The organism is Mycobacterium sp. NGS61 (assembly GCF_059812325.1).
On the sequence record NZ_JCALCL010000009.1, the window covers coordinates 44,889 to 63,122 of the forward strand.

The 18,234-nt window shown below is 65.8% G+C and carries 14 protein-coding genes and 3 pseudogenes; 7 read left to right on the forward strand and 10 right to left on the reverse strand.

From position 1 onward, the window contains the following. Window positions 1-5: 5 nt before the first annotated feature. On the reverse strand, window positions 6-1,355 hold the full coding sequence (locus tag AC5Y3Z_RS18270; RefSeq protein ID WP_463824802.1) for a salicylate synthase: 1,350 nt from the start codon (window positions 1,353-1,355) through the stop codon (window positions 6-8). 409 nt (window positions 1,356-1,764) lie between these two features. Between AC5Y3Z_RS18270 and AC5Y3Z_RS18275 the strand changes: the two genes are divergently transcribed. Beyond that, window positions 1,765-2,988 (forward strand): sodium-dependent bicarbonate transport family permease, encoded by a 1,224-nt coding sequence (locus AC5Y3Z_RS18275; RefSeq protein ID WP_463824803.1) that lies wholly within the window; start codon window positions 1,765-1,767, stop codon window positions 2,986-2,988. A 6-nt stretch (window positions 2,989-2,994) separates the two neighbouring features. On the opposite strand, the gene hemW is transcribed toward AC5Y3Z_RS18275, so the two are convergent. Continuing rightward, a complete protein-coding gene (hemW, locus tag AC5Y3Z_RS18280; RefSeq protein WP_463824804.1) occupies window positions 2,995-4,167 on the reverse strand; it encodes a radical SAM family heme chaperone HemW in 1,173 nt (390 codons plus the stop codon). Window positions 4,168-4,316: 149 nt separating this feature from the next. Here hemW and AC5Y3Z_RS18285 point away from each other — a divergent pair, with 149 nt between their 5' ends. The 4 genes from AC5Y3Z_RS18285 to AC5Y3Z_RS18300 all read left to right on the forward strand — a co-directional run bounded on the left by AC5Y3Z_RS18285 (window position 4,317) and on the right by AC5Y3Z_RS18300 (window position 7,649). After that, a complete protein-coding gene (locus AC5Y3Z_RS18285) occupies window positions 4,317-4,418 on the forward strand; it encodes an Ms4527A family Cys-rich leader peptide (protein ID WP_463824805.1) in 102 nt (33 codons plus the stop codon). Window positions 4,419-4,531: 113 nt separating this feature from the next. Then, entirely contained in the window at window positions 4,532-6,202 is a 1,671-nt protein-coding gene (locus AC5Y3Z_RS18290; protein ID WP_463824806.1) for a nitrite/sulfite reductase, read from the forward strand. Continuing rightward, window positions 6,199-6,939, forward strand: a complete 741-nt coding sequence (locus AC5Y3Z_RS18295) for a phosphoadenylyl-sulfate reductase (protein WP_463824807.1) — start codon at window positions 6,199-6,201, stop codon at window positions 6,937-6,939. The genes AC5Y3Z_RS18290 and AC5Y3Z_RS18295 overlap by 4 nt, the downstream gene beginning before the upstream one ends. Next, on the forward strand, window positions 6,918-7,649 hold the full coding sequence (locus AC5Y3Z_RS18300) for a sirohydrochlorin chelatase (protein WP_463824808.1): 732 nt from the start codon (window positions 6,918-6,920) through the stop codon (window positions 7,647-7,649). Before AC5Y3Z_RS18295 ends, AC5Y3Z_RS18300 begins: the two co-directional genes overlap by 22 nt. Before the next feature lie 130 nt (window positions 7,650-7,779). On the opposite strand, the gene AC5Y3Z_RS18305 is transcribed toward AC5Y3Z_RS18300, so the two are convergent. The 5 genes and pseudogenes from AC5Y3Z_RS18305 to AC5Y3Z_RS18325 all read right to left on the reverse strand — a co-directional run bounded on the left by AC5Y3Z_RS18305 (window position 7,780) and on the right by AC5Y3Z_RS18325 (window position 12,152). Continuing rightward, window positions 7,780-8,847 carry a sulfate/molybdate ABC transporter ATP-binding protein gene (locus tag AC5Y3Z_RS18305; protein WP_463824809.1) on the reverse strand — a complete coding sequence of 356 codons (1,068 nt, stop codon included), beginning with the start codon at window positions 8,845-8,847 and terminating at the stop codon, window positions 7,780-7,782. 21 nt (window positions 8,848-8,868) lie between these two features. After that, window positions 8,869-9,681, reverse strand: coding sequence for a sulfate ABC transporter permease subunit CysW (cysW, locus tag AC5Y3Z_RS18310; protein WP_463824810.1), 813 nt, complete (start codon window positions 9,679-9,681; stop codon window positions 8,869-8,871). Continuing rightward, window positions 9,678-10,503: pseudogene (gene cysT, locus AC5Y3Z_RS18315) on the reverse strand (sulfate ABC transporter permease subunit CysT); the annotation flags it as partial. The gene cysW and the pseudogene cysT, both read right to left, overlap by 4 nt. A 55-nt stretch (window positions 10,504-10,558) precedes the next feature. Continuing rightward, window positions 10,559-11,596 carry a sulfate ABC transporter substrate-binding protein gene (locus AC5Y3Z_RS18320; RefSeq protein WP_463824811.1) on the reverse strand — a complete coding sequence of 346 codons (1,038 nt, stop codon included), beginning with the start codon at window positions 11,594-11,596 and terminating at the stop codon, window positions 10,559-10,561. Between the two features lie 352 nt (window positions 11,597-11,948). Continuing rightward, window positions 11,949-12,152 carry a hypothetical protein gene (locus AC5Y3Z_RS18325; RefSeq protein ID WP_463824812.1) on the reverse strand — a complete coding sequence of 68 codons (204 nt, stop codon included), beginning with the start codon at window positions 12,150-12,152 and terminating at the stop codon, window positions 11,949-11,951. 238 nt (window positions 12,153-12,390) lie between these two features. On the opposite strand from AC5Y3Z_RS18325, the pseudogene AC5Y3Z_RS18330 reads away from it, so the two are divergent. Then, window positions 12,391-14,295: pseudogene (locus AC5Y3Z_RS18330) on the forward strand (glycoside hydrolase family 15 protein); the annotation flags it as partial. Window positions 14,296-14,305: 10 nt separating this feature from the next. On the opposite strand, the gene AC5Y3Z_RS18335 reads toward AC5Y3Z_RS18330, so the two are convergent. Together AC5Y3Z_RS18335 and lepA are read right to left on the reverse strand one after the other, a co-directional pair. Further along, window positions 14,306-15,040, reverse strand: coding sequence for a sensor domain-containing protein (locus tag AC5Y3Z_RS18335; RefSeq protein ID WP_463824813.1), 735 nt, complete (start codon window positions 15,038-15,040; stop codon window positions 14,306-14,308). Between the two features lie 41 nt (window positions 15,041-15,081). Next, window positions 15,082-17,030 (reverse strand): annotated as a pseudogene (gene lepA, locus AC5Y3Z_RS18340) (translation elongation factor 4). On the opposite strand from lepA, the gene AC5Y3Z_RS18345 reads away from it, so the two are divergent. Further along, window positions 17,024-17,635, forward strand: a complete 612-nt coding sequence (locus AC5Y3Z_RS18345) for a type II toxin-antitoxin system PemK/MazF family toxin (protein WP_463824814.1) — start codon at window positions 17,024-17,026, stop codon at window positions 17,633-17,635. The pseudogene lepA and the gene AC5Y3Z_RS18345 overlap by 7 nt on opposite strands. Window positions 17,636-17,745: 110 nt before the next feature. Here AC5Y3Z_RS18345 and AC5Y3Z_RS18350 read toward each other — a convergent pair whose 3' ends face one another. After that, window positions 17,746-18,174 (reverse strand): CBS domain-containing protein, encoded by a 429-nt coding sequence (locus AC5Y3Z_RS18350; protein ID WP_463824815.1) that lies wholly within the window; start codon window positions 18,172-18,174, stop codon window positions 17,746-17,748. Window positions 18,175-18,234: the final 60 nt, after the last annotated feature.

The window sequence follows — 18,234 nt, forward strand, 5'->3', positions numbered from 1 at the left end:
TCAGGTCAACGGCGTTCGACCAGATAGGGCGCCAACGTCGACAACTTCTCGCAGGTCTCCTCGAACTCCCGCTCGGGGTCGGACGCCTCGATGATGCCTGCACCGGCCCGCAGCCAGGTGCGGCCGTCACGTTCGTAAGCCGCCCGCAGCGCCAGCGCCGCATCGAGCCCGCCGTCGGCCGAGAACATCACCACCGCACCGGAATACAATCCACGAGCCTCGTCCAGGCGCAGGATTGCTTCCACGCCACCCGCTTTTGGGATACCCGAGGCGGTGACCGCCGGGAAGAGCGCTTCCAGCGCATCCATCCGGTCGCTGGCCGGGTCCAGGCGCCCGGTCACTGTCGAGCCGAGGTGCTGCACACTGCCGCGTTCGCGCACCGCCATGAAGTCGATGACGGCCGCCGTCCCCGGCTCGGCGATCTCGGCGACCTCCTGAAGCGAGGTGCGGACCGAAATGGCATGCTCGACAATCTCTTTGGAGTTCGACTCCAAGTCGTACCGTGCCTGCAGGTCGTGTGCGGGTCCGCGACCGAGGGCACGGGTGCCGGCCAGCGGCTCGGTGACCACCACACCGTCGGGCGCAACGGCAGCGACGAGTTCGGGGCTGTAGCCCAACGCGCGAGTACCGGCAAGCCGCAACAGAAACGAGCGCACCGGCGTGTTGTGGCGTCGGCCCAGCCGGTAGGTCTCGGGGAAGTCGAGCGCGAACGGCACTTCCAGGCAGCGGGACAGGATCACCTTGTCGTAGCGCCCCGACGCGATCTCGCCGACCGCGCGACTCACCCGCTCGCGGTAGGCAGAAGGGTCATCGGACAGTTGGACCGCCCGGGTCGGCGGCTCGCGGCGCGGACCCGCGCTGAGCAACCGGTGCACCGCCGCCCGTTCGTCCGGCCCCGCACCATGGAGTCGGATCTCGTCTCGAGCCAGCACGATGCGGGTCCTCGGCCAGAAGACCCGGGCAAGCGGGGTGTGCGGGGCCAGTCGCTGCTGCAGCCCGAAACGGTAGACGCCGAATTCGAAGGCCACCCAGCCGAAGAGTTGGTCGGTCTCCAGCAACAGCCGGTCGACGGCTTCGCCCAGCACCGCGCCGGGACGTCCGGTCCACTGTTGTCGCTGCGTCACACCGTCGCGGATGACCCGCAGTTCGTCGCTGTCCAGCTCCACCATCGCCTGCACACCGCAGGCCAGCACCCACTGCCCGTCCTGCTCGTAGAGCAGGTACTGCTCCCCGGTCGGCTCGATGAGCTCGGCGACGAGCCCGGCCGCCAAGTCGGCGGGATCAATATCCGGGGGTAACGGTATGGCCAGTGATGCAGTGCTGGCAGAATTCGTCTCGACGCTGGCCTCCATCACGCAAGTAAATGTAGCCTAACCTATGCCCTGGGCGCGCGCCGCCCCGACGGTGCTACCTCCCGTTGTGGTTGGCAGGCACACCCATCATCAGAGCACCGATCATCTGTGACGGCACGAAGGTCGCGACACTCGCACTCCCAGTGAGTTGACAGCACATTCGTACGTCACCCACACCGCCGGGAAACACAACGCGTCAGCCAGCGCAGTTGCCCGATGCGATCGTTACCAGCGCGTTTCGCGGGCGGCGTAATCGTCAAATATTGCCCCAGCCAGCGTCTTTCAATCCGTTGGTGAGTGGCAGCCACACCGGAGCCCGGCTAGATTCTCAGCGTCAACTCGGATGTAGTTGGTCGCCGCGAAAGCTCCGCGGTCAGTACTTCCTTGTCTCGCCCGCCCCTCGGAGGTGCTCATGCTGCACGAGTTCTGGGACAACTTCACGCACAACTTGTTCAAGCCACTGTTGTTGTTCTTCTACTTCGGCTTCCTGATCCCGATCCTCAAAGTCCGGTTCGAGTTCCCCTATGTCCTCTACCAGGGCCTCACGCTGTACCTGCTGCTGGCCATCGGCTGGCACGGCGGTGAAGAACTCGCGCAGATCAACACCGCCAGCATCGGGGCCGTGGTGGGTTTCATGGCCTTGGGTTTCGTGCTGAACTTCGCCATCGGCGGGTTGGCCTACCTGATGCTGAGCCGTCTGAAGTCCTTGCGACGAATTGATATGGCCACCGTCGCCGGCTACTACGGATCGGACTCGGCAGGAACATTCGCGACCTGTGTAGCGGTTCTGACCGCCACGAACATCGCCTTCAACGCCTACATGCCCGTGATGCTGGCGGTCATGGAGATCCCCGGATGCCTGGCCGCGCTGTTTTTCGTTGCGCGGCTGCGGCATAACGGACTCGACGCGGCGGGGAACATGCCCGGCGAGCCCGGGTACACGCTCAAAGCGGGGATCGGCCCCGGCACCGCCGCCCGCCCGGCGCCGGGCGACAGCCTGAACCTGGAAAGCGAACTCGCAGCCGAACGGGCAACAGCACTCGAACAAATCGACCACCCGGGCCGGGAGGAAAAGCAGTCCGCACCGGGTCCGTCGGGCAAGCGCATCCTGACCCGCGAGCTTCTCCAAGAGGTATTCCTCAACCCGGGACTCGTGCTGCTGATCGGCGGCATCGTCATCGGTCTGATCAGCGGGCTGCAGGGACAGAAGGTCGTCGCCGACGATGACAGGTTCTTCGTGCTGGCCTTCCAGGGCGTGCTCTGCCTGTTCCTGCTGGAAATGGGTATGACGGCAGCACGCAAACTCAAGGACCTCCGGCAGGCCGGCCCGGGCTTCATCCTGTTCGGCCTGTTGGCCCCCAATGTCTTTGCGACACTGGGGATTATCGTCGCTTGCAGCTACGCGTCCCTGACCCACACCGACTTCAAGGCCGGAACCTACGTGTTGTTCGCGGTGCTGTGCGGCGCGGCGTCCTACATCGCAGTGCCGGCCGTGCAGCGCCTGGCGATCCCCGAAGCCAGTCCGACGCTGCCGTTGGCCACGTCACTGGGGTTGACGTTCTCCTACAACGTGACGATCGGGATTCCGCTGTACATCGAGATCGCCCGCGCCTTCCAGCACCTGTTCGGCGTCTAGGGGCGGTCAGTCCAGCAGGGTCCGCACCACCGCGTCGGCAAGCAACCGCCCCCGGTCGGTCAGGACCAGATTCGCGCCGTCCCGCACCAACAACCCGTCCGACACCGCGACGTCGGCGCGCAGGCGTTCGGCCGGTCCGAGCCGGTCCAGCGGCAGCCCCTGACGCAACCGGATCTGCAACATCACCTCTTCGGTGTGCAGGGCGGCCGCGTCCAGCTCCTCGAAGTCGGCCACCGGCAACGCCCCGCCGGCGAGCATTTCATCATAAGCGTTGGGATGCTTGACATTCCACCACCGCGTTGCACCCAGGTAACCGTGTGCGCCCGGTCCCGCGCCCCACCACTGGCCACCGCTCCAATAACCGAGATTGTGCCGGCACTCACCACCGGGCCGGGACCAGTTCGACACCTCGTACCAGGCCAACCCGGCAGCGTTCAGCCGTGCGTCGACCAGCTCATAGCGGTGCGCCAGCACGTCGTTGTCGGGCGCGGCCAGCTCCCCACTGCGGACCCGGCGGGCCATCGCGGTGCCCTCCTCGACCACCAGCGCGTACGCGGACACGTGATCCACGCCGGTGTCGATCGCCGTGTCCACCGAGCGGAGCAGATCGTCGTCGGTCTCACCCGGGGTGCCGTAGATGAGGTCCAGGCTGACGTGTTCGAAGCCCAGCGCCAGTGCCTCGCGCGCCGCAGCGGCCGAGCGGTTGGGTGTGTGCACCCGGTCGAGCACCCCCAATACCTGCGGAACCACCGACTGCATGCCCAGCGACACCCGGTTGTAGCCGGCCGCCCGGATCTCTTCGAAGAATTCCGGCCAGGTCGACTCCGGATTGGCCTCGGTGGTGATCTCGGCGTCCGGCGCCAGCGTGAAATGCTCGCGCACCATGCTCAACAGGCTGGTCAGACGTGCACCGCCCAGCAGCGAGGGCGTCCCGCCGCCGACGAACACCGTGTCGACCGTCACCTCCGGCAGCCGGGCCGCCGCCATCTCGAGCTCGGTACGTAGCGCCGCGAGCCAGGCATCCGGGTTGACCCCGCCCAGTTCGGCCGGCGTGTAGGTGTTGAAGTCGCAGTAGCCGCACCGGGTGATGCAGAACGGAACGTGCAGGTAGAGCCCGAACGGACGCCCCGCAACGGGCTGGGTGGCCGGCAGTTCTGCCGGCGCGGCGCGAGAAGCCATGCCAAATCTTGACACGGCGGCGCAGCTCGGGCGTTATTCCCAGCTCAATCCAGGTTTTCCTGATCTGAACACCCAGGTTGCGACGTGGTTTTAATCACCGTGAAATCAAATTTGTCCTGGTGGCACGGCGGGTCCCAATTCATGGCAGAATGGCACCCGTGTCCGCCGCCAACTCGAGCCTGCGTGTAGCGCTGGTAGCGCGGCGGCATATCGACCTCAAGCGCGTTTGCAGCTGTTGCTGTCAGCCTTGACGTCGTAGACCCAGCCCACCCGTACCACCTGCCTGGCTGCCGGATCTGCGCCGCCGGAATCTTCGGTGAGCTGCGCGTGTTCCAGTCGGCATGTCCGCGAAGGAGATCCCCGCATGACCACAGCACGTCCCGCCAAGGCCCCCCGCAACGAGGGTCAGTGGGCGCTGGGTAATCGCGAGCCGCTCAATCCCAACGAAGAGATGAAGCAGGCCGGCGCGCCGCTGGACGTGCGGGAGCGCATCGAGACCATCTACGCCAAAGAGGGCTTCGACAGCATCGACATCAGCGATCTGCGGGGCCGTTTTCGCTGGTGGGGGCTCTACACCCAGCGCGAACAGGGCTACGACGGCTCCTACACCGGCGACGACAACACGGACATGCTCGAGGCCCGGTACTTCATGATGCGGGTGCGCTGCGACGGGGGCGCCCTGTCGACGGCCGCGCTGCGCACGCTGGGCCAGATTTCGACCGAGTTCGCCCGCGACACCGCCGACATTTCCGACCGCGAGAACATCCAGTACCACTGGATCGAGGTGGAGAACGTCCCGGAGATCTGGCGGCGCCTGGACGAGGTCGGACTGAAGACCACTGAGGCGTGCGGCGACTGCCCCCGGGTGATTCTGGGCTCACCGCTGGCCGGCGAGTCACTGGACGAGGTGCTCGACCCGACATGGGCGATCGAAGAGATCGCGCGCCGCTACATCGGCCAGCCCGAGTACGCCGACCTGCCGCGCAAGTACAAGACCGCCATCTCCGGGCTGCAGGATGTGGTGCACGAGGTCAATGACATCTCGTTCATCGGTGTCAACCACCCCGAGCACGGGCCAGGCCTGGACCTGTGGGTGGGCGGCGGCCTGTCCACCAATCCGATGCTGGGTCAGCGGGTGGGCGCCTGGGTGCCGCTGCAGGAGGTGCCCGAAGTATGGGAAGCGGTGACATCGATCTTCCGCGACTACGGCTACCGGCGGATGCGGGCCAAGGCGCGGTTGAAGTTCCTGATCAAGGACTGGGGCATCGACAAGTTCCGGGAGGTTCTCGAGACCGAGTACCTCAAGCGCCCACTGATCGACGGCCCGGCCCCCGAACCGGTGCCGCACCCGATCGACCACGTCGGCGTGCAACGAACCAAGAACGGGCTCAACGCCATTGGCGCCTCTCCGATCGCCGGGCGGGTCTCGGGCACCATCCTGACGGCGGTCGCCGATCTGGCCGAGCGTGCCGGGTCCAACCGCGTCCGGTTCACCCCCTACCAGAAGCTGGTCATCCTCGACATCCCCGACGACAAGGTCGACGAGACGATCGCCGGTCTCGAGAAGCTCGATCTGCAGACCCGGCCGTCCCATTGGCGCCGTAACCTCATGGCGTGCACCGGTATTGAGTACTGCAAGTTGTCGTTCGCCGAGACCCGGGTGCGGGCGCAGACGCTGGCCCCGGAACTGGAAGCACGACTGGACGACGTCAACTCCCGGCTCGACGTGCCGATCACCATCAACATCAACGGCTGCCCCAACTCGTGTGCCCGAATTCAGGTCGCCGACATCGGTTTCAAGGGTCAGATGGTCGACGACGGCGACGGCAACCCGGTCGAGGGTTTCCAAGTGCATCTGGGCGGCAGTCTGGGACTGGACAGCGGGTTCGGGCGAAAGTTGCGGCAGCACAAGGTGACCAGCGCGGAGCTGGGTGACTACATCGACCGGGTGACGCGCAACTTCCTCAAGCATCGCAACGACGGTGAACGGTTCGCCCAGTGGGCCATTCGGGCCGAGGAGGACGACCTGCGATGACCGAGGCCACCAAGCGGACCGAGGATGAACTGCGCAGGGTGGCGGCGCGCGGAGCGGCCGAGCTCGAGGGCGCCAACGCCACCGAACTGCTGCAGTGGACCGAGGAAAACTTCGGCGGAGTCAACGGACCACGCGGAGGGGCCACCTGCCAGTACGTGGTGGCCTCCAACATGCAGGACGCCGTGCTGGTCGATCTGGCCGCCAAGGTCCGGCCCGGCGTGCCGGTGCTTTTCCTGGACACCGGATATCACTTCGTGGAGACCATCGGCACCCGCGACGCGATCGAATCCGTCTACGACATCCGCGTCCTGAATGTCTCCGCCGAGCACTCGGTGCCCGAGCAGGACAAGCTGTATGGCAAAGATCTGTTCGCCCGCGACCCTGGTGAATGCTGCCGGATGCGCAAGGTGGTCCCGCTGGGTAAGTCGCTGCGCGGCTACTCCGCCTGGGTGACCGGCATCCGTCGAGTCGAGGCGCCGACCCGCGCCAACGCCCCGCTGATCAGCTTTGACGAAGCATTCAAGCTGGTGAAGATCAATCCGCTGGCGGCCTGGTCGGACCAGGACATGCAGGACTACATCGACGAGCACGACGTGTTGGTCAATCCCCTTGTCTACGAAGGCTATCCGTCGATCGGTTGCGCTCCCTGCACGGCCAAACCGGTGGCGGGCGCCGACCCGCGCAGCGGACGCTGGCAGGGGCTGGCCAAGACCGAATGCGGGCTGCACGCGTCGTGACCACCCTTGTACTGACCGCGCACGGCAGCGCCGACCCGCGATCGGCGGCCAACGCGCGCGCCGTCGCGGGACGGCTGACCCGGCTGCGGCCCTCGCTCGACGTCCGAGTCGCGTTCTGCGAGCACAACACTCCCGGCTTGATCGACGTGCTCAACTCCTGCCCCCAGGACGCGATCGTCACTCCCCTGCTGCTGGCCGATGCCTACCACGCGCGGGTGGACATTCCAGCCCAGATCGCGTCCAGCGCTGTCGGTGACCGGGTACGCCAAGCCGGTGTGCTCGGCGAAGACGACAGGCTGGTGTCGGTGCTGCGCCAGCGGATCGCGGAGCTTGGGGTATCTCGACTCGACCCTGCCGTCGGCGTGCTCGTGGTGGCCATCGGCTCGTCGAACGCGGCGGCGAATGCTCGCACCGCCCAGGTGGCACCCAAGCTGATGGAAGGAACCCGTTGGGCCGCAGCGCAAACCGCGTTTGCCACTCGCCCGGAACTGCCGATGGCCGAATCGCTGGCAGGATTGCGGCGCCGCGGTGCACAGCGGGTCGTCATCGCGCCGTGGTTCCTGGCGCCGGGGCGCATCCCGGATCGGGTCGAGCGCTTCGCACACGATGCCGGTGTCCAGATGGCGGCGCCGTTGGGGGCGCACCGGTTGGTCGCTGCCACCGTGCTGGATCGCTTCGATCAAGCCGCGGCGCAGCGCGTCGCAGCCTGATCGGGTAGTCCCTGGCGGAGCTTGAGCCTGCACTGGTGGCGCCGAGCCTGCACTCAGGCCGTCCTGAAGCCCAGAATCCCGCCCTCACTACAGGCTCGGCGAGGTAGTCGACCGTGGCCGGGCCGATGCCCTACGCGGAGGCGAGCTCCTTGTCGTCCTCGTCGTCAACCGCCGCGTCGACGATCGGCGGCACCCGGGTAGCCCGCACGTAGACCGTGTCGCCCTCTCTCAGCGCCAGCGCCTCGGCGTCACCACGGGTGATCTGCGCGGTGAACGGCCCGCCGCTCGCCGCGCTGGTCAGCTCGACCCGGACCTCGAAGCCCAGCGTGACCACCCGGTCAACGGTCGCTTTCACCACGCCAATCGATTCCGCTGATCCGTCGCCGCCGGCGATCGCCATGTCGGGGTTGCGGCCCACCCGGATGTCGTGCGGCCGGACAAGTGCCCCGTTCAGCGCCGACACCGCGCCCAAAAAGGACATCACGAATGCGTTCGCCGGGGTGTCGTAGACATCGGTCGGGGAACCGACCTGCTCGATGCGTCCCTTGTTAAGCACGGCGATCCGGTCGGCCACGTCCAGCGCCTCGGCCTGGTCGTGGGTGACCAGCACCGTCGTGACATGGACTTCGTCGTGCAGCCGACGCAGCCAGGACCGCAGGTCCTCCCGCACCTTGGCGTCCAGCGCACCGAACGGCTCGTCGAGCAGCAGCACCTGCGGATCGACGGCGAGCGCCCGGGCCAGCGCCATGCGCTGACGCTGCCCGCCGGAAAGCTGGTTGGGATAACGGTTCTGGAAGCCGCTCAGGCCCACCACCTCCAACAGGTGGTCGACCTTCTCAGCGATCTCGGCCTTGGGCCGCTTGCGGATCTTCAGCCCGTAGGCGACGTTGTTGCGCACCGTCAGATGCTTGAACGCCGCGTAGTGCTGAAAGACGAACCCGATGCCGCGGCGCTGTGGCGGCACCCGGGTGACGTCGCGGCCGTCGATCGTGACGGTGCCGGAGTCCGGTTGGTCCAGGCCGGCGATGGTGCGCAGCAACGTCGACTTGCCGGAGCCACTGGGGCCCAGCAGCGCCGTCAATGAACCTTTGGGCACCACGAAGTCCACATGGTCGAGCGCGACGAAGTTGCCATAGTTCTTATAGGCGTCCCGCACCACGATCGCGTGGCCGGCCTGGTTGTCACCGGTGTTGGTCATTTTCGAATCTCCTTGTCCGGCCTACTTGATTGCCCGTGCCCGCCGCGCATCCAGCGCCACTTGGACGATGAGGACGAGCACGGCAACTGCCATCAACAGAGTCGACAACGCGTAGGCGCCGTACTCTGCGCCCCGGTTGTAGCGGTCGGAAACCAACAGCGTCAGGGTCTGCGACTGCCCCGGCAGGTTGGACGACACCATGATGACCGCACCGTACTCACCGAGGGTGCGGGCAACGGTCAGCACGATGCCGTACGTCAGGCCCCACCGGATCGATGGCAGGGTGATCCGCCAGAACGTCTGCCACCAGCTGGAACCCAATGTCGCGGCGGCCTGTTCCTGGTCGGTGCCCAGTTCGTGCAACACCGGTTCGACCTCCCGCACCACGAACGGCAGGGTGACGAAGATGCTGGCCAGCACGATGCCGGGCAGCCCGAAAATGATCTTCACCCCGAGGTCACGCTCGATGAAACCCAGTGCGCCGCTGGCGCCCCAGAGCACGATCAGGGAGACGCCCACGATCACCGGTGAGACCGCGAAGGGTAGGTCGATGATTGCCTGCAGGACACCTTTGCCGCGAAAACGGTTGCGCGCAAGCACCAATGCCGTCGGGATGCCGAACACCACGTTCAGTGGCACCACGATGGCGACCACCAACAACGACAGATTCAGTGCCGACACCGCCGCCGGGGTGCTGATCCAGTCGAAGAACTGGCCCAGGCCCGGCCGGAAGGTGCGCCACAGGATCAGCGTCACCGGAATGATCAGCAGCACCGCGATATAGGCCAGCGCGGTGTAGCGCAACAGGTAACGCACACTCCGTGATTGTTTCACCGGACCGTATCCTCACGCTTTGCCGCCCGACCGCCGACGATGCGCAGCACGAGCAGCACCACGAACGAAATCGAGAGCAGCACAATCGATATTGCTGCCGCACCGGTGCGGTCGTCGTTCTCGATCAGCGTCCGAATCCACTGCGAGGACACTTCGGTCTTGCCTGGCACGGCACCGCCGATCAACACCACCGAACCGAACTCTCCGATGGCCCGGGAGAACGCCAGACCCGCTCCGGACAGCAATGCGGGCAGCAGCGAGGGCAGCACGACCGAGGTGAAGATCTTCGGGCCGTTGGCACCCAGGGATGCCGCGGCCTCCTCGACCTCCCGATCGACCTCCAGCAGCACCGGTTGGACCGCGCGCACTACGAAAGGCAAGGTGACGAAAGCCAACGCCACCCCGACGCCCCATTCGGTGTGCTGCAGATGCAGACCGACAGGGCTGTGGTTGCCGTAGAGCGCCAGCATCACCAGGCTGGCGACGATCGTCGGCAACGCGAACGGCAGATCGATGATCGCGTCCACCAACCGCTTTCCGAAGAAGTTGTCGCGCACCAGCACCCACGCGATGAGCAGGCCGAACACCGTGTTGAGCAGGGTCACTCCGATAGAAATCGTGAGGGTCACCCGCAACGACTCCAACGCGGCGTTGGAGGTGACGGCGAATTGGAAAGCCCGCCACCCCCCGCCGACCGCCTGCCAGACAATCGCCGCCAACGGCAGCAGCACGATCACCGAAAGCCACAGTGTCGCAACGCCGACGCGAAGTGACGTCGTCGGGAGACGGCCGCCGGACCGCACGGGGTCGGGGGCTTCGGCGCCGGGCTGATCGAGCTCGGGTCGGAGCGCCTCGGGGTCAGGAGTAACAGTCACGGTCATCCGGTGACCTGTGTGTAGATCTTGGTGATGAGTCCGGCGCTCTTGTCGAACAGCTTGGGATCTACCGTGCCCCAGCCGCCCAGATCGGCGATGGTCCACAGCTTGGCCGGCAGGGGGAACTCGTTGCGGAACGCCGCGGCGACGGACGGATCGACCGGTCGGAACCCGGCCTGCGCCCATAGTTGTTGCGCCGTCGCGGTGTACTGGAAGTTCTTGAACGCGGTGGCCGCCGGCAGATGCGTGCTGGCGGTGATCACCGCGATCGGATTCTCGATCTTGAAGGTCTGCGGCGGCGTGACGTATTCGACCGGCTTGCCCGCCCGGGCGGCGGCGATGGCCTCGTTCTCGTAGCTGATCAGAACGTCACCGCTGCCCTGGACGAAAACGTCGGTGGCTTCTCGCCCCGATCCCGGACGCAACTTCACGTGCTCCCGCACCAGTCGGTTGATGTAATCGATGCCCCCCTGGTTGTTGCGGCCGCCTTCGCTCTTGACGGCGTACGGCGCCAACAGATTCCACTTGGCCGATCCGGAACTGAGCGGACTCGGGGTGATGACTTCGACACCCGGACGCAACAGATCGTCCCAATCTCTGATGTTCTTCGGGTTTCCTTTGCGCACCACGAAAGTTACCAACGAGCCGAACGGAATGCCTTTGGTGGCATCGGTATTCCAGTCCTTGGAAACCTTGCCGCTCTTGATCAGCCGGGTGATGTCGGGCTCCACCGAGAAATTGACGACATCGGCCGGCTTTCCTTCACCCACCCCGCGCGACTGGTCACCGGAGGCCCCGAAGGAACTGATCACCTGCACGCCGCGGCCCTCTTCAGAAGCGTTGAAGGCCGGAATCACCTTGCTCCAACCAGGTTCGGCGACGGAATAGGCGACCAGGGTGATGCTGGATTTCGCGTTGCCGAGTCCGCCGCCGCCGACGACATCGCTGGGACCGCCGCGGCAGGCCGCGACAAGTCCGACCAGTAGCACCACCGCAACCAGACGTTGGCGGCGCGGGGCGCTCATCATGCTGTTGAACATCTACCGTTGGTGACCTTCCGGTGGGGACTTCGGTTTGCGGTCCCGGGACTGCGGATAGGCGATCAGTCAGAATCGGATAGATTCACGAACTCCATACCAGGCCGCGCACGGGGTTGGGAGTCAGCGACAACAGCGCACGCCCGCCGCGGCGTGGGCCACGGCAGAGATAACGCAACCGGACGCGACCAGGTCGCGTCGCAGAAAGCCGGCTGCTGCGTGCATGTGGCGAGCCTAACAGAGTTCGCGCCGGCGGCAATTCGGCAGCCGAATTACCGGGTGACCAGCCATGCGACGATCACCAGCAGCACCAGAGCGATTAGAACCAGCGTGACGTGCGAACGCGGCATCGAAACTATCCGCGCGTCTCGTCGGTGTGGCGCAGCCGGTGCTGCAGTTGGATTCCCCTGCCCAGCACCGCATCCAGCAACGCAGCGGTGAAGTAGGCCAGCGAGAGCACGATCGGCATCACCCCCAGCGCCTGAAGTACGAAGGGCAGCCCGGAAAGCCACAGCTCCACGCCGTCCCACCAATTCAGGAACCCGGTCACCGGGCCCACCCTAGGCGTCGTGGCCCGCGAAACCAACGCACCCACCGGCCGGGTAACACCTCGGTCGCGAAGGTGGACGACTGACCGGTGAACAGTCGATGATGTCGGGATGGTCCTGCACGCCGATCCCGCAGATTCAGCTGACGACCACCCGGGACCACTCGACGAACCGTCCACCGAACTCGCCACGCTCGACGCAGTGGCCACCGAACTCGAACCCACCGCCCCGTATGTGTCCAGTTCGCCGTCCCGCAACCCGTTCCCGCCGATCGCGGATTACGCCTTCCTGTCCGACTGGGAGACGACGTGCCTGATCTCCCCCGCCGGTTCGGTGGAATGGCTGTGTGTGCCGCGGCCGGACTCGCCAAGCGTGTTCGGGGCGATCCTGGACCGCAGCGCCGGCCATTTCCGGCTCGGTCCCTACGGTGTCTCGGTGCCTTCGGCGCGACGCTACCTACCCGGCAGTCTGATCATGGAGACCACCTGGCAGACCCACACCGGATGGCTGATCGTGCGCGACGCCCTGGTGATGGGCCCCTGGCACGACATCGAACGCCGTTCCCGGACGCACCGCCGGACCCCGATGGACTGGGACGCCGAGCACATCCTGCTGCGCACCGTGCGCTGCGTCAGCGGCACCGTCGAGCTGATGATGAGCTGCGAACCGGCCTTCGACTACCACCGCCTCGGCGCCACCTGGGAGTATTCGGCGAAGGCGTATAACGAAGCGATCGCTCGTGCGACCAAGCAGCCCGATGCGCATCCGACGCTGCGCCTGACCACGAACCTGAACATCGGCCTGGAAGGCCGCGAAGCCCGCGCCCGCACCCGGATGAAAGAAGGCGACGACGTGTTCGTCGCGCTGAGCTGGACCAAGCATCCCGCGCCGCAGACCTATGAAGAAGCTGCCCACAAGATGTGGCAAACCACCGAATGCTGGCGGCAATGGATCAACATCGGCAATTTCCCCGACCATCCGTGGCGGGCCTACCTGCAGCGCAGTGCGCTCACCCTGAAAGGGTTGACGTATTCGCCGACGGGTGCGTTGCTGGCGGCCAGCACCACGTCACTGCCGGAAACGCCGCAGGGCGAACGCAACTGGGACTACCGCTACTCCTGGATCCGGGACTCGACGTTTGCGCTGTGGGGGCTCTACACCATCGGATTGGACCGCGAGGCCGACGATTTCTTCGCGTTCATCGCCGACGTGTCCGGCGCCAACAGCGACGAACGTCATCCGCTGCAGGTCATGTACGGCGTCGGCGGCGAGCGCAGCCTGGTCGAAGAAGAACTGAACCATCTCTCCGGCTATGACCACGCCCGTCCGGTGCGCATCGGCAACGGTGCCTACGACCAGGTCCAGCACGATATCTGGGGCTCGGTGCTGGACTCCTTCTACCTGCACGCGAAGTCGCGCGAGCAGGTGCCGGAGACGTTGTGGCCGGTACTCAAGCGGCAGGTCGAGGAGGCGATCAAGCATTGGCGGGAGCCCGACCGCGGCATCTGGGAGGTGCGCGGCGAACCGCAGCACTTCACCTCCTCGAAGGTGATGTGCTGGGTGGCGCTGGACCGGGGTGCGAAGCTGGCCGAACGCCAGGGCGAGAAGACCTATGCCCACCAGTGGCGGGAGATCGCCGAGGAGATCAGGGCCGACATCCTGCACCACGGAGTCGATTCCCGGGGCGTGTTCACCCAGCGCTACGGAGACGACGCGCTGGACGCGTCGTTGCTGCTGGTGGTGTTGACCCGGTTCCTGCCGCCCGACGACCCGCGGGTGCGCGCCACCGTGCTGGCCATCGCCGATGAACTCACCGAGGAAGGCCTGGTGCTGCGCTACCGGGTGCACGAGACCGACGACGGGCTGTCCGGTGAGGAGGGCACGTTCACCATCTGCTCGTTCTGGCTGGTGTCGGCGCTGGTGGAGATCGGTGAGGTGGCCCGCGCCAAACGGTTGTGCGAGCGGTTGCTGGCCTATGCCAGCCCGCTGCACCTCTACGCCGAGGAGATCGAGCCGCGCACCGGCCGGCACCTGGGCAACTTCCCGCAGGCGTTCACCCACCTGGCGCTGATCAACGCGGTGGTGCATGTGATCAGGGCCGAGGAGGAAGCCGACGGCTCGGGCGCCTTCCAGCCCGCCAACGCCCCCGTTTGACGGCGCGGGATCAGACCAGGGCGCTGATCTTGTCCATCACGGCGCGGGCGATCTGAATCGCGCTGCTGCTCAGGGTCGCCGTGCCCTGATCCGATGAGTTGTCGGTGCTGAAGAAAGCGATCTCCACCTCGACCAGGCAGTTGGCCCGCACCCCGATGGCGCGCGCCATCGGCATCGGGGTGGCGTCCGACAGACTGGCCTGCTCGGAGATGTCAGCTGCCAGCACAGAATCGGCCACCCGGACGTTGCTGATCGTGTCGACGAAGCTGAGTGTGGAACCGGACAGCTGCACCGAGGTCCCCGCGCACTTCTTCCACTGGGTGGTGAACTGGTCGAAGAGCGCGCTCGCGTCGGTGACGGCGGGAAACGTCACCACGCCTTCGGTCACGCTGATGACCTTGACGGAATCAGTTGCGTGCCACCACACCTGGCGTGCAATGTCCTGAACCGGGGCGGATTCGTAGGAGCCTTTCTCCATCTGGGTCACGACGCCGACGCAGGAGGGTGGCGAGGCGGGTCCGTACGAGCGCGGCAACTTGTCGCGGCCGCCGTAGCGGGGCGGGAAATCCGAGTCGACCTTGAACGGCTGACCCAGCATGGCAGCCAGCGCGGCATCGTCGAGCAGCACCTCTTTGACGGTTTCGTTCAGCAGTGGGCGCGGTTTGAGTCCCGGTGCGGCGTGCATGGTGCCGGGCACCACATTCGTACATCCCGCCAGTCCCAGGACAAGCGACGAAAGACCCACTAGCCAGCGGTATTTCATGTGTCCGGGCCTCTCTGCCGTCGCTACTTCTTGCCCTTGTCTCCCGCGCTGTCGGTGGAAAGCGCTGCGACAAAGGCTTCCTGGGGCACGTCGACGCGTCCGATGGTCTTCATCCGCTTCTTGCCCTCCTTCTGCTTCTCCAGCAGCTTGCGCTTGCGGGTGATGTCACCGCCGTAGCATTTGGACAACACGTCCTTCCGGATGGCCCGGATGTTCTCACGCGCAATAATTTTGGAGCCGATCGCGGCCTGAACCGGAACTTCGAACTGCTGACGCGGGATCAGTTCCTTGAGTTTGGTGGTCATCTTGGTGCCGTAGGCCGCTGCGCCGTCCTTGTGGACGATCGCCGAGAACGCGTCGACGGCTTCGCCCTGCAACAGAATGTCGACCTTGACCAACTGGGCTTCCTGTTCGCCCGCCTCTTCGTAGTCGAGGCTGGCGTAACCGCGGGTGCGTGACTTCAACGAGTCGAAGAAGTCAAAGATGATCTCGCCCAACGGCATTGTGTACCGCAGTTCGACCCGCTCGGGCGACAGATAATCCATGCCACCCAGTTCGCCGCGCCGCGACTGGCACAACTCCATGATGGTGCCGATGAATTCGCTGGGCGTGATGATGGTGGTCTTGACGACGGGTTCGTAGACGGTGCGGACCTTGCCTTCAGGCCAGTCCGACGGGTTGGTGACCACGATCTCGGTGTTGTCTTCCTTTTCCACCCGATACACCACGTTGGGCGAGGTGGAGATCAGGTCCAGGTCGAACTCGCGCTCGAGCCGCTCCCGGGTGATTTCCATGTGCAACAGTCCCAGGAAGCCACACCGGAATCCGAAGCCCAGCGCCACCGAGGTCTCCGGTTCGTAGGTCAGGGCGGCGTCGTTGAGCTGCAGCTTGTCCAGGGCGTCGCGCAGATTCGGGTAGTCGCTGCCGTCGACCGGATACAGACCCGAGTAGACCATCGGCCTGGGCTCCCGGTAGCCCGTCAGCGCGTCCTTGGCCCCGTTGCGGGCCGTCGTGACGGTGTCCCCGACCTTGGACTGCCGGACGTCCTTCACCCCGGTGATCAGGTAACCCACCTCACCAACGCCCAGGCCGACGCTGGGCTTCGGCTCCGGCGAGACAATGCCGACCTCGAGCAGTTCGTGGGTGGCGCCGGTGGACATCATCGAGATGCGTTCGCGCGGAGTGATCTTGCCGTCGACCACCCGGACATAGGTGACCACGCCCCGGTAGATGTCGTAAACGGAGTCGAAAATCATTGCGCGGGTGGGGGCCTCGGCGTCACCCTGCGGCGGCGGCACCTCTCGCACCACATGATCGAGCAGATCGGCGACGCCCTCGCCGGTCTTGCCCGACACCCGCAGCACGTCGCCGGGTTCACAACCGATGATGTGGGCGATCTCACCGGCGTAGCGGTCCGGGTCAGCGGCGGGCAGGTCGATCTTATTGAGCACCGGGATGATGTGCAGATCGCGGTCCAGCGCCAGATAGAGGTTGGCCAGGGTCTGGGCCTCGATGCCCTGGGCGGCGTCGACCAGCAGCACCGCTCCTTCACAGGCCTCCAGCGCGCGGGACACCTCGTAGGTGAAGTCGACGTGGCCGGGGGTGTCGATCAGGTGCAGGACGTAGTCGCCTGCGTCGGGCCCATCCTTCAACGCCCAGGGCAACCGGACATTCTGCGCCTTGATGGTGATGCCGCGTTCCCGTTCGATGTCCATCCGGTCCAGGTACTGAGCGCGCATGGAGCGCTCGTCGACCACTCCGGTGAGCTGCAGCATCCGGTCGGCCAGCGTCGATTTGCCGTGGTCGATGTGAGCGATGATGCAGAAATTCCTGATCTGCGCCGGCGCGGTGAACGTCTTGTCGGCGAAACTGCTGATGGGAATCTCCTGGTCGGGCGGATTATGGGTATGCCCAGCGTATCCGTGCAGAACAGCCGGGACACAATCACGCGTCTATGCTGCGAGCATGGCACCGGGTAAGAAGTCGTCCGGCAAGTCACAGTGGAGGACGTTCCAACGATTTGCGGAGAATCTCGTCAACGAGGCTCCGAGGGTGGTGCAGCGCCTGCAGAACACGCAGGAGACGCTGCGGACCATCCAGCAGGCCGTAAAGATCACCGCGAACGTGATGGCGATGGGTCTGCCGGGCCCGCCGGCGGAGATCACCGCGGGTCGACCCGTGACGAACACGAGCTTTCCCACCGCGCACCGGGCCCGCAGGGTGAGTTATGCGCCCAACCTCGACGGTCGCGCCGATCCCGGCGAAATCGTGTGGACGTGGGTGGTCTACGAAGACGACCCCACCCGCGGGAAGGATCGGCCCGTGCTGGTCGTGGGTCGGGATCGCAGCGTGCTGCTCGGTCTGATGCTGTCCAGCCAGGAACAGCACGCCGACGATCGGGACTGGGTCGCCATCGGGTCCGGCGCGTGGGATTACGAGGGCCGGCAGAGCTGGGTGCGGCTAGACCGGGTGCTCGACGTGCCCGAGGAGGGCATTCGCCGCGAGGGGGCCATCCTGGACCGCGAGATCTTCGATGTGGTGGCGGCGCGGCTGCGCAGTGAATACTCCTGGCGCTGAGGTTTGCGCCCTTGCTGCGCTGACTCTGCGTCAGCGGCAGGGACGTGCGGGAAGGCACCACCCTCAGCGCAGCGTCAACGCCAGCGCCCCCGGGCCGGAGGTGAGCTCGCTCAACCCTGGGTGATGTAGGACTGCAACTGTTGCTGCTCGGCCTCGAGTTCGCCCATCCGCGTCTTGACCACGTCGCCGATGCTGACGATGCCGATCAGCTTCCGACCGTCGAGCACCGGCACGTGGCGTACCCGGTTCTCGGTCATCAGCACGCTGATCTCGTCGACCGTGTCCGACTTCGTGCAGGTGGCGACGGCGCTGGTCATGATCTTGGACACGGGCCGTGACAGCACGCTGGCGCCGTGCGTGTGCAGTTGACGTACCACGTCGCGCTCGGAGACGATGCCGACCACACCCTGGTCGCCGACCACCACCATGGCGCCGATGTTCTGCTCTGCCAGACCGGCCAGCAGTTCCCGGACCGTCGCGTCGGGGTTGATCGTGGTCACCGCCGCCCCCTTGTTCCGCAAGACATCCGAGATCCGCATCTAACCTCCCGTGGGTTGTGATCCGATTCACACAGGCTACGACTTCCTGGCGTAGCGGAA

What these genes read in the sequence shown, in the direction of transcription:
- AC5Y3Z_RS18295 (WP_463824807.1), top strand. Translation starts at nt 6,199, where the DNA reads ATGACCGAGGCCACCAAGCGGACCGAGGATGAACTGCGCAGGGTGGCG.
- AC5Y3Z_RS18285 (WP_463824805.1), top strand. Translation starts at nt 4,317, where the DNA reads ATGGCACCCGTGTCCGCCGCCAACTCGAGCCTGCGTGTAGCGCTGGTA.
- AC5Y3Z_RS18290 (WP_463824806.1), top strand. Translation starts at nt 4,532, where the DNA reads ATGACCACAGCACGTCCCGCCAAGGCCCCCCGCAACGAGGGTCAGTGG.
- AC5Y3Z_RS18275 (WP_463824803.1), top strand. Translation starts at nt 1,765, where the DNA reads ATGCTGCACGAGTTCTGGGACAACTTCACGCACAACTTGTTCAAGCCA.
- AC5Y3Z_RS18300 (WP_463824808.1), top strand. Translation starts at nt 6,918, where the DNA reads ATGCGGGCTGCACGCGTCGTGACCACCCTTGTACTGACCGCGCACGGC.
- AC5Y3Z_RS18320 (WP_463824811.1), bottom strand. Translation starts at nt 11,596, where the DNA reads ATGTTCAACAGCATGATGAGCGCCCCGCGCCGCCAACGTCTGGTTGCG.
- hemW (WP_463824804.1), bottom strand. Translation starts at nt 4,167, where the DNA reads ATGGCTTCTCGCGCCGCGCCGGCAGAACTGCCGGCCACCCAGCCCGTT.
- AC5Y3Z_RS18345 (WP_463824814.1), top strand. Translation starts at nt 17,024, where the DNA reads ATGGCACCGGGTAAGAAGTCGTCCGGCAAGTCACAGTGGAGGACGTTC.
- AC5Y3Z_RS18350 (WP_463824815.1), bottom strand. Translation starts at nt 18,174, where the DNA reads ATGCGGATCTCGGATGTCTTGCGGAACAAGGGGGCGGCGGTGACCACG.
- AC5Y3Z_RS18305 (WP_463824809.1), bottom strand. Translation starts at nt 8,847, where the DNA reads ATGACCAACACCGGTGACAACCAGGCCGGCCACGCGATCGTGGTGCGG.